Below are 13,467 nucleotides of genomic sequence, written 5' to 3'. Positions count from 1 at the left end.
ATCACGGTGGTACGGATCCGGCGTCGTCGTACACAAGGAGGCCGTCGCTGCGAAGCGCCAGCCCCGGTGTCGGATGGTGCGCTGTGAGGCGTCCGTCGTGCATCAGGTGGTGGACGAGCATGCCTCGGGCCAGGAGGGAGAAGTCGGCGATGAGGCGGCGGTGGCATCGCCACCACACCGCTTCGCTGCACATCACCGCGGTGCGCTCCAAGCCCGCTTGGTGCATGAGGGCGTCCATGGCGGTGACGAACTCGGGGCTGCGGGTATGAGCGGCATGCCGGGGAAGGACGCGTTGCGCCATGCCCTGTCGGGCGAGTCCGGCGGCGGTTTGCGGAAGCCGCCCAGGCGCGGCTCCCACCGGTGGGCGATGTGCTCTTCGGGCGTCCACTGGCCCACCCGCTGCCGTGAGAGGTCCGGGTGACGGCGGCTGCCGGGAGCGGTCCTTGCGTCCACGACGGCGGTAACGCCGGCTTCCCGGAGGAGTCCAGCCAGCGAGCGGGGTCCGCGGTGCTGTGGCCGAAGGTGATCAGCGCGATCCGCGGCGTCGGCCCGTCTGCAGGGTCGGTCCGGTGATCACCCATACATCGAGTGCAGCAGCTTCCGGCCGGCACGGCACCCGTGTGCGCCTTCGGTTGGCTGTGCGGGACAGTGGGGCAGGCCGGTCAAGGTAAGGGACTCGTCACTCACCCATCCGGAGTGCGGTTAGCAAGACCAGAACCAGGGCGTTCCCCCCCCCGAATGGTGGACATGACGGCGGCGAGGCCGTGTCCCGCGACGGCAGGGAGCGGGAAGTGGCCTTCGGCCGGGGCGTTCTGGCCGGCAGCGGTTGCGCGGTCGCGGTGGACGGGGATCCAGCGGGCGAGCATCACAAACCCGAGCAGGGCGACGGGCAGCAGGAGGCCGAAGGCGGTCCAGGCCAACGCGTGCTTTTCGGTGATCACGTAGATGATCCACACGACGAGGCCGATGGCGGCGAGTGCGAAGTGGCCGAAGATGACCGGGACTGGCAGGTGGCTGGTGCCGCCACGGGCACCGCCGTGCTTAAGCCAGATGCCGAGCATGTAGGCGCGGCCGAGGGCGGTGACCACCCAGGCGATTAGGGTCTGTTGCGAAAATGGATCTTGATCGGTGGTGATCATCGTGTGGCGCGTGGAGATCTGACGGATGCACAGTGGGCGAGGCTGGAGCCGTTGCTGCCGGTGGGTGGCAAGCCGGGCCGGCTGCGGTTGTGGACTCGGCGGCAGCTGATTGACGGCATACGGTGGCGGACCCGGGCCGGGACACCGTGGCGGGACGTGCCGGAACGGTACGGGGCCGTGGGACCGGGTCTACGACCTGTTCCGCCGGTGGCAGCGTGACGGCACGTGGCAGCGGACAACGCCGTTGGCTCTGTTCATGACGAGGGTGTGTCGTCGATACGGCCGGCCAGGCACCGGTGCGTCGGCGATGGCTTCGGCGACCGCTTGAGCGTCCGCGTTGTCAGTCGGCGAGTCGGACGCATCAACAGAACTGCCACTCGCATCATCACCGTCAGTCGTACGGTGGCCGGCGAACCGGGTCGTGCGGATCCGGCAGCAGCCTCACCTCCGGCCACGGCCCGGGTGCAGGGTGGCGAGCCGGAGATCGAAGACCGCGGCGTCCACGGACCACTCGGATGCGCGAGTCAGATGCCCGGCAGCGGGCCATGCCGGCTGATGGTTCTGGCCGGTGGCGGGGACCGGCGCATTGACCACCATCCGTGTCAGCCCACCCGGTCCCAGCCGCGACGTGGCTGGTGGCTGCCGAGCTGGGTGGTGTCGCGGCTGCGGTAGACGATGTAGGGGCGGGTGAAGTACCCGATCGGGGCGCTGAACACGTGGACGAGCCGTGTGAAGGGCCACAGCGCGAAGAGCGCCATGGCGAACAGGCCGTGGAGCTGGAAGCCGAGCGGCGCTTCGCCCATGAGTTCGGGGTGGAGGTCGAATCGGAAGATTCCGCGGAACCAGACCGAGACACCGTCCCGGTAGTCGTAGTGCTCGAAGATGTTGGCCGCCACCGTGTTGAACAGGCCGAGGAAGATCACCACGGCGAGGAAGAGGTACATCACCTTGTCCATCCGGGTGGTGGCTGAGAAGACCGGGCCCACGGTGCGTCGACGGTAGATCAGGATCGCCATCCCAACGACCGTGGCCAGCCCCGCCAGCGCACCGACCGAAAAGGCCAGGAAGTGGTAGAGCCCTTCGGACACACCGACCGCTTCGGTCCAGGACTTGGGGATGCCCAGCCCGATCACGTGGCCGAAGAACACCCCGATGATCCCGAAGTGGAACAGAGGGCTGCCGATCCGCAGTATCCGGTTCTCGTAGAGCTGGGAGGAGCGGGTGGTCCAGCCGAACTTGTCGTAGCGGTAGCGCCACAGATGTCCCAGGACGAAGGCCGTCAGGCAGATGTAGGGGAAGACCACGTACAGGAACTGATTCATGTGCGGGCTCCTGGGAAGGTGGGCATGGGCAGCGTCGTGGTCTCGCGAGAGGCGGCGGGGCTGAACCGGGGGTTGGCAAAGGGTGCGAGCCCGACCTCTTCCTCGGGCGGTCCCTCTGCGGCGAGGCGGCTCACGGCGTCCCGCTCGTCGCCGCGCAACGGCGGCAGGGTCGCGGTGACGGCTTCGACCAGGCCGGCCCACGGAGAGGCCATGTCCCGCAGCGACAGCCGTAGCAGCTCAAGACCGGCCCGGTGGTCGAGCATCAGCCCTCGGCCGAGCTCTCTGTCAACCGTCGCGGCGAACTCGAGCACGACGCACAAGTGGTCGGGCAGCTCCGCATCGTCGAGCATGAAGCCGGAGCGCAGGTAGACCTGCTTGAACCGGAGCAGAGCGACTCCCCGTTTGCGGGTGTCCCCGTGGGCGAAGTAGGTCAGGAACAGGTTGCAGCGTCTGCGGTTGTCGAAGGTCTCGACGTACTTCGCCTGCAGCTCCGCCGAGGGCGTGGCCTCCAGCTGCTCCACGGACTCGCGCATCGTCCCGCCGAGCGCCGGAGGCAGTTCCCGCATCGCCGACCGGACCAGCGCGATCCGTCCGGGAAGCTCTTCGTCCGGGTAGTCCAGGAGGAGCGAGACCGACTGCCACACAATGGTCAGCTGGTGCGAAGTCAGCGCGGACTTCGCGCGGACCCTGCTCACGAGTCCGATCCCTTCGACGGGAAGAGCCCGGGGGGAGAGCCCCTGCCGTCCCAGTTGAGCAGGTTGACCCGCCCTGCCTTGTCGTCGGGGCCGGCCAGCGAGTCGGAGGTCTGCCGGTCCTGCAGCATCTGGAAGTTCTCCACCGCGATCGGTGTCGGGGCGCCCGATCCTTCCCCGAACGGGCCGGAACCGCCCATCCCGGGCCCGCCCTCGTAGTCGAGCGAGCATTCCGTGGCCAGCTCTTCCAGGGAGTGGGCCTGCTCGGCGTGGGCGGACGGTATCACATAGCGCTCGTCGTACTTCGCGATCGCCAGCAAGCGGTACATGTCATACATGTCCTCCTCACTCATCCCGACGGCGGCGGGGATCGAGGCGTCGGGCTCGCGGCCCATGTTGATGTCACGCATGTAGCACCGCATCGCGGCGAGCTTCTTCAGCACGGCGTCCACCGGCGTGATATCGCCGGCGGTGAAGAGTTCGGCGAGGTACTCGACCGGGATCCGCAGCGCGTCAATCGCGGCGAACAGGTTGCCCTTGTCCTCGGCGTCCTCGCCGGTCTCCTTGACCACATCGACGACCGGGGACAGCGGCGGGATGTACCAGACCATGGGCATGGTGCGGTATTCCGGATGCAGCGGCAGTGCCACCTTGTAGGTGCTGATCAGGGCGTGGATCGGGGAGCGCTGGGCGGCGTCGATCCAGTCGCGGGCGATGCCCGCCTTCTCGGCCGCGCGCACCACCTCGGGGTCGGACGGGTCGAGGAAGACGTCACGCTGGGCCTCGTAGAGCCCTTGCTCGTCGGTGGTGGACGCGGCCTCGAGCACCTTGTCGGCGTCGTACAGCATCAAACCGATGTAGCGCAGTCGGCCGACGCAGGTCTCGGAGCAGATCGTGGGCTGCCCGACCTCGATGCGGGGGAAGCAGAAGGTGCACTTCTCCGCCTTGCCGGTGCGGTGGTTGAAGTAGATCTTCTTGTAGGGGCAGCCCGAGACGCACATCCGCCAGCCGCGGCACTTGTCCTGGTCGACGAGGACGATGCCGTCCTCCTCGCGCTTGTAGATCGCACCGCTGGGGCACGAGGCGGCGCACGAGGGGTTCAGGCAGTGCTCACAAATGCGCGGCAGGTAGAACATGAAGGTCTGCTCGAACTCGAACTTCACCTTGTCGGCGATCTTTTTCAGCAGCGGGTCCCGGTGACCGTTGAGTGTGGAGCCGCCGAGGTCGTCGTCCCAGTTGGCTGACCACTCGATCTTCATGTCCTTGCCGGAGATCAGCGACTTGGGACGCGCGACCGGCGTGTGCTCCTGAGCCGGCGCGTCGGTGAGCGTGGAGTAGTCGTAGGTCCAGGGCTCGTAATACTCGTTGATCGAGGGAAGCTTGGGATTGGAGAAGATGGTCAGCAGCTTCTTGAACCGGCCACCGCCCTTGAGTGTGAGCCGGCCCCGCTTGTTGAGCGTCCAGCCGCCCTTCCACTTCTCCTGGTCCTCGTAGGTGCGGGGATAGCCGAGCCCGGGCTTGGTCTCGACGTTGTTGAACCAGATGTACTCGGTGCCGGAGCGGTTGGTCCATGCCTGCTTACACGTCACCGAGCAGGTGTGGCAGCCGATGCACTTGTCGAGGTTCATCACCATCGCCATCTGTGCCATGACCCTCATCAGTAGGTCACCTCCTGCGAGCGCTTGCGGATGACGGTGACCTCGTCGCGCTGGTTTCCGGTGGGGCCGAGGTAGTTGAACGCGTAGGTGAGCTGCGCGTAGCCGCCGATCAGATGTGTGGGTTTGACCAGCAGCCGGGTGAGCGAGTTGTGGATGCCTCCGCGCTTGCCGGAGGTCTCGGCGGTCGGTACGTCGATGAGCCGGTCCTGTGCGTGATACATGTACACCGTTCCCTCGGGCATCCGGTGGGACACGATCGCCCGGGCGACCACCACGCCGTTGCGGTTGACCGCCTCGATCCAGTCGTTGTCCTTGATCCCGACCTTCGCGGCGTCCCGGTCGCTCATCCAGATGTTCTGGCCGCCCCGCGAGAGGGAGAGCATGAACAGGTTGTCCTGGTATTCGGAGTGGATGGACCATTTGTTGTGCGGGGTGAGGTAGCGCACGGTGAGACCTTCGACGCCCTGGCCGGCGGAGCCGTCCGAGACGTGGCCGAGGGAGGGCTCGGCGAACAGTGCCGCCATGTTCAGCGGGGGCCGGTAGACCGGGAGTCCTTCGCCGAGCTCGGCCATCCAGTCGTGGTCGAGGTAGAAGTGCATACGCCCGGTCAGCGTGTGCCACGGCTTCTTGCGCTCGACGTTGATGGTGAAGGGCGAGTACCGCCGGCCGCCGCTCTCCGATCCTGACCACTCCGGTGACGTGATCACGGGCACGGGCGGGCCCTGGGTGTCGGCGAAGGTGATCTGTTTACCCTCGTGCTCCTCGGCGAGGTCGGCCAGCCGCACGCCGGTGCGCTTCTCGAGAGTCTTGAACCCTTGGGTGGCAAGAGCCCCGTTGGTGGTGCCGGACAGCGCGAGGATCGCCTCGCAGACGTTCACGTCTCGCTTCAGCGACGGCCTGCCTGCCGCCGCACCGGTCCGGACCGTGCCGTTCTTGCGCCGCAAGTAGTCCACCTGGGCGCCGAGCTCGAAGGTCACACCCTTGGTGGTCGCGCCGAGCGTGTCCACGAGCGGACCGAGTGCGTTCATCTTCTCGGCCACGGCCCCGTAGTCGCGCTCGACCTCGACGAGCCTGGGCATCGTGACCCCGGGGACCGGCTCGCACTCGCCCTTCTTCCAGTCCCGCACGGTTCCGTGCGGATTCGCCATCGCGTCCGGGGTGTCGTGGGTGAGCGGAAGGGCCACCACATCCTTGCGGACTCCCAGCCGGCTGGCGGCGAGCTCACTGAACTTCTCGGCGATCGTCTGCCAGGCATCCCAGTCCGTGCGGGTCTGCCAGGGCGGCGCGATGGCCGGGTTGAAGGAGTGCACGAAGGGGTGCATGTCCGTGGTGTTGAGGTCGTGCTTCTCGTACCAGGTGGCGGCGGGCAGCACGACGTCGGAGAAGACCGTGGTGCTGGTCTGCCGGAAGTCGATCGTCATCAGCAGGTCGAGCTTGCCCTCGGGGGCCTCGTCGTGCCACTTCACGTCGACCGGCCGTCGGTCCTGCGGTGTCTCGGTGGCCCGTACCGAGGAGTCGGCACCGAGCAGATGCTTGAGGAAGTACTCGTTGCCCTTGCCGGACGAGCCGAGCAGGTTGGCCCTCCAGATGGACAGAATGCGCGGATAGTTCTCGGGCGAGTCCGGGTCCTCCCCCGCGAACTCCAGGGCACCCGACTTCAACTGCTCGACCACGTATTCGCCCACCGGGGTCCCCGCCGCGGTGGCCTGGTCGCTCAGGTCGAGTGGGTTCTGGTTGAAGGTCGGGTAGGACGGCATCCAGCCCATGCGCGCGCTCTGCGCGAGTACATCGGCGGTGCTCATTCCCGCCAGCTGCCCGCTGCCCGTCTTGGCGGACAGAGTGTCGGCGCCGAACTGGTCGTAGCGGAACTGGTTGGTGTGGAGATACCAGTACGCGGTCTGGATCATGTTGCGCGGCGGCCGGTTCCAGTCCAGCGCGTTGGCGATCTGTGTGTAGCCGGTGAGCGGCCGGACCTTCTCCTGGCCGACGTAGTGCGCCCAGCCACCGCCGTTGACCCCCTGGCAGCCCGTCAGGTTGGTGAGGGTGAGAAACGCCCGGTAGATCGTGTCGGAGTGGAACCAGTGGTTGGTTCCGGCACCCATCACGATCATCGAGCGTCCCTTGGACTCCTCGGCGTTCGCGGCGAACTCGCGTCCGACCCTGGCCGCGGTGGAGGCCGGGACACCGGTGATCGTCTCCTGCCATGCCGGGGTGTAGGGCGACTCGGCGTCGTCGTACCCGGTGGCCCATTCTCCCGGAAGGTCGTCCCGGCCCACGCCGTACTGCGCGAGCAGCAGGTCGTAGACAGTGGTGACCAGATGGCCGTCGACCCGCCGGACCGGCACACCGCGCGGCAGGTCGGCCGCCGCACCGTCGGGGGTGTCGAAGCGCGGGAACCGGACGAGCACACTCTCCTGCGAGGTGCTCATCAGCGTCAGCTGGGGGTCGACGTCACCGAGTTCCAGATTCCACTTGCCCACACCGGCCTCGCCGTAGCGGTGCCCCAGAGAACCGCCAGGAACAGCCGGCTGCCCTGTCCGCGCGTCAACGAGCACGGTCTTGAACGCGGCGTTCTCCTCATGCTGGTGCCCGGGGAGATCGGAGGCGGTGAGGAACTTGCCCGCCGTGTACGTCTTCTCGCCGCTCGTACCTGGTCCGGCGGCTTCGTCGAGCCGGACCAGGTAGGGAAGATCGGTGTAGGTCTTGACGTACTGCGTGAAGTACGGGGTGTGACGATCGACGAAGAACTCCTTGAGCACGACGTGGCCCATGGCCATGGCCAGGGCGGCGTCGGTGCCCGGCTTGGCCGGCAGCCATTCGTCGGCGAACTTCACGTTGTCGGCGTAGTCGGGGGCGACCGCGATGACCTTCTGGCCGCGGTACCGGGCCTCGGTCATCCAGTGCGCGTCCGGTGTGCGCGTCACCGGCAGGTTGGAGCCCCACATGATGAGGTAGCCCGCGTTCCACCAGTCCCCGGACTCCGGGACGTCGGTCTGGTCGCCGAACACCTGGGGCGAGGCCACCGGGAGGTCGGCGTACCAGTCGTAGAAGCTCAGCATCGAGCCGCCGATGAGGTTGACGAACCGGGCGCCGGAGGCATGGGAGACCATCGACATGGCCGGGATCGGTGAGAAACCGGCCACCCGGTCGGGGCCGTACTTGTCGATGGTGTGCACGTGGGCAGCCGCGATGATCTCCGCGGCTTCCTCCCAGGTGGCACGGACCAGGCCGCCCTTGCCCCGCGCGGACTTGTACGCCTTGGCCCTCGCCGGGTTCTCGACGATGTGCGCCCACGCCCGAACCGGGTCGCCGTCGTGCTGTGACTTCGCCTCACGGAACATCTGGAGCAGGACACCACGGACGTAGGGGTAGCGCACCCGGGTCGGCGAGTAGGTGTACCAGGAGAAGGCCGCGCCGCGTGGGCAGCCGCGGGGCTCGTACTCCGGCGAGTCCGGGCCGACCGAGGGATAATCGGTCTGCTGGGTCTCCCAGGTGATGATCCCGTCCTTGACGTAGACTTTCCAGGAACAGGAACCGGTGCAGTTGACGCCATGGGTGGAGCGGACGACCTTGTCGTGGCTCCACCGGTCCCGGTAGAAGTCGTCGGCGTCACGGCCCCCGGTCTGCGACAGCGTCCTCAGATCGGCGGAGACCGTACCCCGGGTGAAGAACCGCCGACTGCGTACCAGTGCGTCGGCCAGGGGCCCGTCCATCCCGATATCCTTGCCCATAACGCTTCCTGTCCTTGTGCGGTAAAAGGGGACAACGATCGAAATATCGGCCGATGCGAAACCCGCGGTGACCGCGCACAACAACGGCCGAACACGCACGGGCCAACCCATCCCAGGGACAACGATGGCCGGCGGAGGCGTCCCTGCACCCTTCACCGACTCCGGTATGCCACCGACCGGTCACGCACCGCACCGCGATGCGTGTCGGTGGGCTTATCGGAGCACACGAGGGGGGAGCTTGCCGAGCGATGTGAGCGAAGCGTGTGGCTCAGCGCTCAAGGTGCGGACAGCCGCGCCAGGCAGCGCGTTCAGCGACTCTCGGGACCGGCGCCGAGGTCATTGATGCTTTGCAACGGTGAGCAGAACCGCGGATCGCTCCAGTGCCTCAAGACTGTGCCGAACCGGCGGTACTACGATCATGTCACCGGCCATCCCGTCCCACGATGCATCGGTGCTGTGCAAGCGCACCCGTCCGCGCAGAACGAGCAGTGTGGCTTCGCCGGGGTTTTCGTGTTCGGTGAGTGACCTCCCCGCCTCCAGGGCCACGACAGTCTGGCGCAGTACGTGCTCGGCGCCGCCGTAGACGGTCTCCGCGCTACGCCCGGAGGCAGCTGCTGCGGCATGCTGCACGTGCTCGCGGACTTTGGCATCCAGAGAGAACTTCTGCATGGGCCGAGTCTGTCACTCATTCAGTGATCGTCAATGCCCGGCACGACGGCGCCGTTGCGCCGGCGCCGTCCGAGGCCCCGGGGTGCTGGCGGCGCGGTGTCGGTTCAGGTGCCGCTGCGATGCCGGCCTCCGGGTGGCCGCGAAGAGTCTCACCGCAGTCCGTCGTACAGGCGGCGACGGAGCGGCATGAGTACCTGGATGCCGGCTACGCGCGCCAGGTCCTGCAGCAAGGTGCGGATGCGTTGATCGTTGCCGACAGGGGCGGGGCCGTCACGATCGCCTCGATCAGTTCGCTCACTGCGGCGGGCTCCTGTGGCGGGGGCAGTCGGCGCAACAGCACCCCGGTCGGGCATCTCGCAGGTCTCTCGCATCGGTTCTTTTGTCATGCCCGGTCCAACGAGGGCGTTTGCCTTTCGGTAGCTCCGCCCTACGGTGGGTAGGAGACGCTCCGAGGCGTTGGAGTGCGGTGGGTTCTCAGCGGAGGTGTTCCGATGCGGCATGTCGATCCCGGACGGGTGACGGGCCTGGTCGAGGACGCCACGGCGGCTCCGTCGATGCATAATGCGCAGCCGTGGCGGTTTCGCTGGCTTTCGAAACGTCATGTGTTGGAGCTCCGTGCCGATACAGCACGGGCGATGCCGCACGCGGACCCGGACAACAGAGCCCTGCACCTGGGCTGTGGTGCGGCTTTGTTCAATCTGCGGGTCTCCGCAGCACATGCCGGTCTCGAGCCGGTCTGCCGGCTGCTGCCCGATCCGGCTGAGGGACTCCTGGTCGCCACGGTGCGCCTTGACGAACCAGTCGTCGCCAGCGCCGTCCTGAGCGCGCTGCGCCCGGCCATCCGCCGCCGCCACACCAGCCGGGAGCCGTTCACGGAGCAGGAGATTCCAGAGACAGTGTGGCGTGAGTTGCGCGAGGCGGCCCGTGCGGAGGGCGCCGGCCTGGGCGTTCCCGATGCCTGGCACACTCAGTCGATCTTGGAACTGGTCCAGGACGCCGAGGGACGCGACAGCCTGGAGCCGGCCAACAGTGAGGAGATGGAGGGCTGGATCCGCACCGGCCCCGCCGCGTCGCTCAGCACTGACGGCGTACCGGAATACGCTTTCGGTCCCTTTCGGCATGACGGCAGGGCTCCGGTGCGTGACTTCGCCGGCCGGCATCGCGTTGCGGATCGCCCTGCGGCCACCTTCGAGAGTGCGCCGCGGCTTGTTCTGCTGGGCACGGCAGAAGATGGGCCTGCTGACTGGCTGCGGGCCGGTCAGGCCATGGAGCGTGTTCTGCTCGCGGCCACTTCCCATGGGCTGGCCACCTCTTTGACCTCTCATGCGCTGGAACGTCCTGATCTGCGGTGGAATGTGCGTGACCCTCTCACTGCCATGGGGCATGTGCAGATGGTGTTGCGGCTTGGGTACGGGCCTGGGGGTGTGCGGTCCCCCCGCCGTCCGGTGGGCGAGGTGCTCGACTTCGCGTAGGGGGACACGCAGGGCCACGATCGTTCTGTCTCTTGGTCCCGGTTGGCCGAACGGAGAGGCCGAACGGCCCTGCCACCCGGCCGGCCGGTGCCCGAACCTGGGGCTGGAGCCGCTGGTGGAAGACCAGGAGAGTGTCCCGGCCCAGGCTGTCAGCTGGTGGCAGCCGCGAGCGGGACGGAGAGGGCAGCAATGCGCCATGTGAGGGAAGGGGCGGTTGACGGGCGAGCGGACGCGGGGGGCCCGGTGCCGCCCGATGCCCGGCCGGTGGTGATGCTGGCGCTGGCCACACTGGGATTCGCCATCAACTTCTGGGCGTGGGCCCTGCTGAGTCCACTGGGGCCGCAGTTCAAGGACACGCTGCTGCTCAGCTCGTTCGAGCAGTCACTGCTGGTCGCGGTGCCGGTGGTGGTGGGGTCTTTGGGCAGGATTCCTGTGGGCGCCCTGACCGACCGGTTCGGGGGGCGGGTGATGTTCCCGCTAGTCTCTGCCGCAACGGTGGCTCCAGTGCTGTTTCTGGGGCTGGCCGGCCATTCCTCGCTCACCGCGCTGCTGGTGGGCGGGTTCTTTCTCGGAATCGGCGGCACTTCGTTCGCCGTCGGCGTGCCCTTCGTGAGCGCCTGGTTCCCGCCGGAGCGGCGTGGTCTGGTCATCGGGATCTTCGGAGCCGGCATGGGCGGCACCGCGATCAGCGCGCTCACCACGGTGCAGCTGGTCGACGCCCACGGCATGGCCAACCCCTTCCTGATCACTGCCGCCGCGCTGGCCGTCTACGCGGTGCTGGCCGCCGTGGTGCTGCGGGACGCTCCCGGGCGGACCGCGCCGAACGAGCCGCCCGGCCACCGGCTGGCCGCCACCGCCCGCCTGGGCATCACCTGGCAGGCGGGCGCCCTGTATGCGGTCGCGTTCGGCGGGTATGTAGCGTTCTCGGTATACCTGCCGACCTACCTGAAGACCGGCTACGGCCTCGGTCAGGCGGACGCGGCGAACCGCATGGCGGGGTTCGTGCTGCTGGCGGTCGCGATGCGGCCGGTGGGCGGCTGGCTGTCGGACCGCGTGGGGCCGACACCGGTGCTCGGTACGGCCATGGCGGTCGTGGCCGTCGGCGCGGCCGTACAGGCCGCCTCCCCGTCACTGGCTCCGGTGGGCAGCATCGCATTCCTGGCCATGGCCGCCGCTCTGGGAGCCGGCAGCGGTGCCACATTCGCCCTGGTCGCCCTGCTGTCTCCGGCGAACAAGGTCGGATCGGTCACCGGGATGGTCGGCGCGGCCGGCGGACTGGGCGGATTCATCCCGCCACTGGTCATGGGCACCATCTACGGCGCCACAGCCTCCTACGCCCTGGGGCTGGCCCTGCTTGCCGTCGTGGCACTAGCGGCACTCGCGTACACCGTCACCGGCGTACGCCGGGTAGCAGCCCGTCCCGCAGCGCCCGACACCGAGCCCGCACCCGTGCGGTGAGCAAAGGGATCCCCATGTGTGAGTACTGTGGTTGCCAGTCGATCAAGGCCATCGCCGAACTGACCGCCGAGCACGACAGCGTGGTCGATCTGATCAGCGTCGTGCGTGCTGCCCACCACGGCGCCGATGCCGCGGAGATGGCCCGGGTGGCACGCCTGATCACTGCGATTCTCCTCCCGCACACCCAGGTGGAGGAACACGGCCTCTTCCCCGCGATGTCGGACGAGTTCCCCGAGCAGATCGCCGCGTTGGAGGACGAACACCGACGCATCGAGAAGGTCCTGGGCGAGGCCGCCGACGGCGTCCCGGCCGATCCGGGCTGGCCCAGTCGGCTGATGGAGGCACTCGCCCTGCTACGTGAGCACATCCTCAAGGAACAGGACGGGGTGTTCCCGGCGACACTGGCAATCCTCGCCCCGGAGCAGTGGGACATGGTGGACGCGGCACGCACCCGCATCACCGACGCGGCTTCCACGCCGACCCGTTAGGCGTGTTGTCCACTGCTCGGGGGCCTGCTTCCGGCAAGCCCCACAGATAAGCCCGACCCTCGCCTGGCATCCACCCGATCACCCGCACGGGTCGGCATCCGCCGCTTCTCATACCGCGCCGATTGTGCTCCAAACAGCCGAAACCGCCGAAGTGCCCGGCCCGAAAGTGCCGCGAGGTGCGGCGTCACATCGCGCGGCGAGACGGGCGGCGTAGAGCTCGAGCCGGCGGCGGAGCTTGAGGCGCCCGGCCTTCTGGTTGGTCGGGGTGAGGAACTGGCCTACCTGGTCGACCAACAGCTTCCTGTCCTGGCCGGCAAGCACCGTCGTGGCAAGAAGAGGGCAGTTGAGATGCTCGGACTGGGTGACCTCGGCCCAGACGAGGACCGCGCCGAGGGCCGGCTCCTGCCGGGCCAGGCGGCCGAGCTTGGGAATACCATTGCACAGCTCGGGCCAATCGGACGTCGGCATCCGCCAGCCGACCATGGCCCGACGTCGCGTTGCGTAGTTGACCCGGTTGGGGTTGTCGTCGAGCTTGGCGGCGATCCGTTCGAAGGACTCTCAGCCGCCGCCGACGTAGCGCAGGGCGTAGCGGGTCTTGGGGTGGTCGTGGAGTGGCTCAGCAGCTCGTTGCAGTCGCCGGTCAGCCGCCTGGACTCGCCCACGACGATCAGGCGCATCGGTGCGGCGAGCAGGCCGGCCAGCTTGGTGGTGACGTCAAGCCGTTGCGGGAGGAGGGGCCTTCGTGCCGGCGAGCCGAGCAGCAGCTGGTCGGCGACCATACGCATGGTCGGGCATCAGCACGCACAACTGCGGCTGGTACATCTGATCGAGCGCGTCG

The 13,467-nt window shown here is 67.9% G+C and carries 10 protein-coding genes and 2 pseudogenes; 4 read left to right on the top strand and 8 right to left on the bottom strand.

All coding sequences use genetic code 11. From position 1 onward, the window contains the following. Nucleotide 1: 1 nt before the first annotated feature. Both OG624_RS08275 and OG624_RS08270 read right to left on the bottom strand, forming a co-directional pair. A pseudogene (locus OG624_RS08275) lies at nt 2-581 on the bottom strand (DUF488 domain-containing protein). A gap of 102 nt (nt 582-683) precedes the next feature. Further along, nucleotides 684-1,139: a hypothetical protein gene (locus OG624_RS08270; RefSeq protein ID WP_266354796.1), complete on the bottom strand. Its 456-nt coding sequence runs from the start codon at nt 1,137-1,139 to the stop codon at nt 684-686. 3 nt (nt 1,140-1,142) lie between these two features. Here OG624_RS08270 and OG624_RS08265 point away from each other — a divergent pair. Further along, nucleotides 1,143-1,368 (top strand): annotated as a pseudogene (locus OG624_RS08265) (transposase); the annotation flags it as partial. Between the two features lie 373 nt (nt 1,369-1,741). On the opposite strand, the gene narI reads toward OG624_RS08265, so the two are convergent. The 5 genes from narI to OG624_RS08240 form a co-directional block, all read right to left on the bottom strand. Further along, on the bottom strand, nt 1,742-2,461 hold the full coding sequence (gene narI, locus OG624_RS08260) for a respiratory nitrate reductase subunit gamma (RefSeq protein ID WP_033215555.1): 720 nt from the start codon (nt 2,459-2,461) through the stop codon (nt 1,742-1,744). Beyond that, complete coding sequence (gene narJ, locus OG624_RS08255) at nt 2,458-3,156, bottom strand: nitrate reductase molybdenum cofactor assembly chaperone (RefSeq protein WP_051762612.1); 699 nt, start codon at nt 3,154-3,156, stop codon at nt 2,458-2,460. The genes narI and narJ overlap by 4 nt, the downstream gene beginning before the upstream one ends. Beyond that, nucleotides 3,153-4,811 (bottom strand): nitrate reductase subunit beta, encoded by a 1,659-nt coding sequence (narH, locus tag OG624_RS08250; protein ID WP_033215556.1) that lies wholly within the window; start codon nt 4,809-4,811, stop codon nt 3,153-3,155. The genes narJ and narH overlap by 4 nt, the downstream gene beginning before the upstream one ends. Further along, nucleotides 4,811-8,524 (bottom strand): nitrate reductase subunit alpha, encoded by a 3,714-nt coding sequence (locus OG624_RS08245; RefSeq protein WP_208869297.1) that lies wholly within the window; start codon nt 8,522-8,524, stop codon nt 4,811-4,813. The genes narH and OG624_RS08245 overlap by 1 nt, the downstream gene beginning before the upstream one ends. 354 nt (nt 8,525-8,878) lie before the next feature. After that, nucleotides 8,879-9,211, bottom strand: coding sequence for a cupin domain-containing protein (locus tag OG624_RS08240; RefSeq protein ID WP_033215559.1), 333 nt, complete (start codon nt 9,209-9,211; stop codon nt 8,879-8,881). 491 nt (nt 9,212-9,702) lie between these two features. On the opposite strand from OG624_RS08240, the gene OG624_RS08235 reads away from it, so the two are divergent. The 3 genes from OG624_RS08235 (at nt 9,703) to OG624_RS08225 (ending at nt 12,629) form a co-directional block, all read left to right on the top strand. Further along, nucleotides 9,703-10,683: an Acg family FMN-binding oxidoreductase gene (locus tag OG624_RS08235; RefSeq protein ID WP_033215561.1), complete on the top strand. Its 981-nt coding sequence runs from the start codon at nt 9,703-9,705 to the stop codon at nt 10,681-10,683. Nucleotides 10,684-10,953: 270 nt separating this feature from the next. Continuing rightward, nucleotides 10,954-12,141 carry an MFS transporter gene (locus OG624_RS08230; protein ID WP_266355116.1) on the top strand — a complete coding sequence of 396 codons (1,188 nt, stop codon included), beginning with the start codon at nt 10,954-10,956 and terminating at the stop codon, nt 12,139-12,141. Nucleotides 12,142-12,155: 14 nt separating this feature from the next. After that, a complete protein-coding gene (locus OG624_RS08225) occupies nt 12,156-12,629 on the top strand; it encodes a hemerythrin domain-containing protein (protein WP_033215563.1) in 474 nt (157 codons plus the stop codon). Between the two features lie 108 nt (nt 12,630-12,737). On the opposite strand, the gene OG624_RS08220 is transcribed toward OG624_RS08225, so the two are convergent. Then, nucleotides 12,738-13,097, bottom strand: coding sequence for a hypothetical protein (locus OG624_RS08220; protein ID WP_371639270.1), 360 nt, complete (start codon nt 13,095-13,097; stop codon nt 12,738-12,740). Nucleotides 13,098-13,467 lie beyond the last annotated feature (370 nt).

The sequence above is a fragment of the Streptomyces virginiae genome (assembly GCF_041432505.1).
GTDB lineage: Bacteria > Actinomycetota > Actinomycetes > Streptomycetales > Streptomycetaceae > Streptomyces > Streptomyces virginiae_A.
This window is presented reverse-complemented; position numbering and strand designations above follow the sequence as displayed.

Excerpts from the sequence above, each read along its gene's own strand:
- OG624_RS08270 (WP_266354796.1), bottom strand. The coding sequence starts at position 1,139 with ATGATCACCACCGATCAAGATCCATTTTCGCAACAGACCCTAATCGCC.
- narI (WP_033215555.1), bottom strand. The coding sequence starts at position 2,461 with ATGAATCAGTTCCTGTACGTGGTCTTCCCCTACATCTGCCTGACGGCC.
- narH (WP_033215556.1), bottom strand. The coding sequence starts at position 4,811 with ATGAGGGTCATGGCACAGATGGCGATGGTGATGAACCTCGACAAGTGC.
- OG624_RS08245 (WP_208869297.1), bottom strand. The coding sequence starts at position 8,524 with ATGGACGGGCCCCTGGCCGACGCACTGGTACGCAGTCGGCGGTTCTTC.
- OG624_RS08240 (WP_033215559.1), bottom strand. The coding sequence starts at position 9,211 with ATGCAGAAGTTCTCTCTGGATGCCAAAGTCCGCGAGCACGTGCAGCAT.
- OG624_RS08235 (WP_033215561.1), top strand. The coding sequence starts at position 9,703 with ATGCGGCATGTCGATCCCGGACGGGTGACGGGCCTGGTCGAGGACGCC.
- OG624_RS08230 (WP_266355116.1), top strand. The coding sequence starts at position 10,954 with ATGCTGGCGCTGGCCACACTGGGATTCGCCATCAACTTCTGGGCGTGG.
- OG624_RS08225 (WP_033215563.1), top strand. The coding sequence starts at position 12,156 with ATGTGTGAGTACTGTGGTTGCCAGTCGATCAAGGCCATCGCCGAACTG.
- OG624_RS08220 (WP_371639270.1), bottom strand. The coding sequence starts at position 13,097 with ATGCCGACGTCCGATTGGCCCGAGCTGTGCAATGGTATTCCCAAGCTC.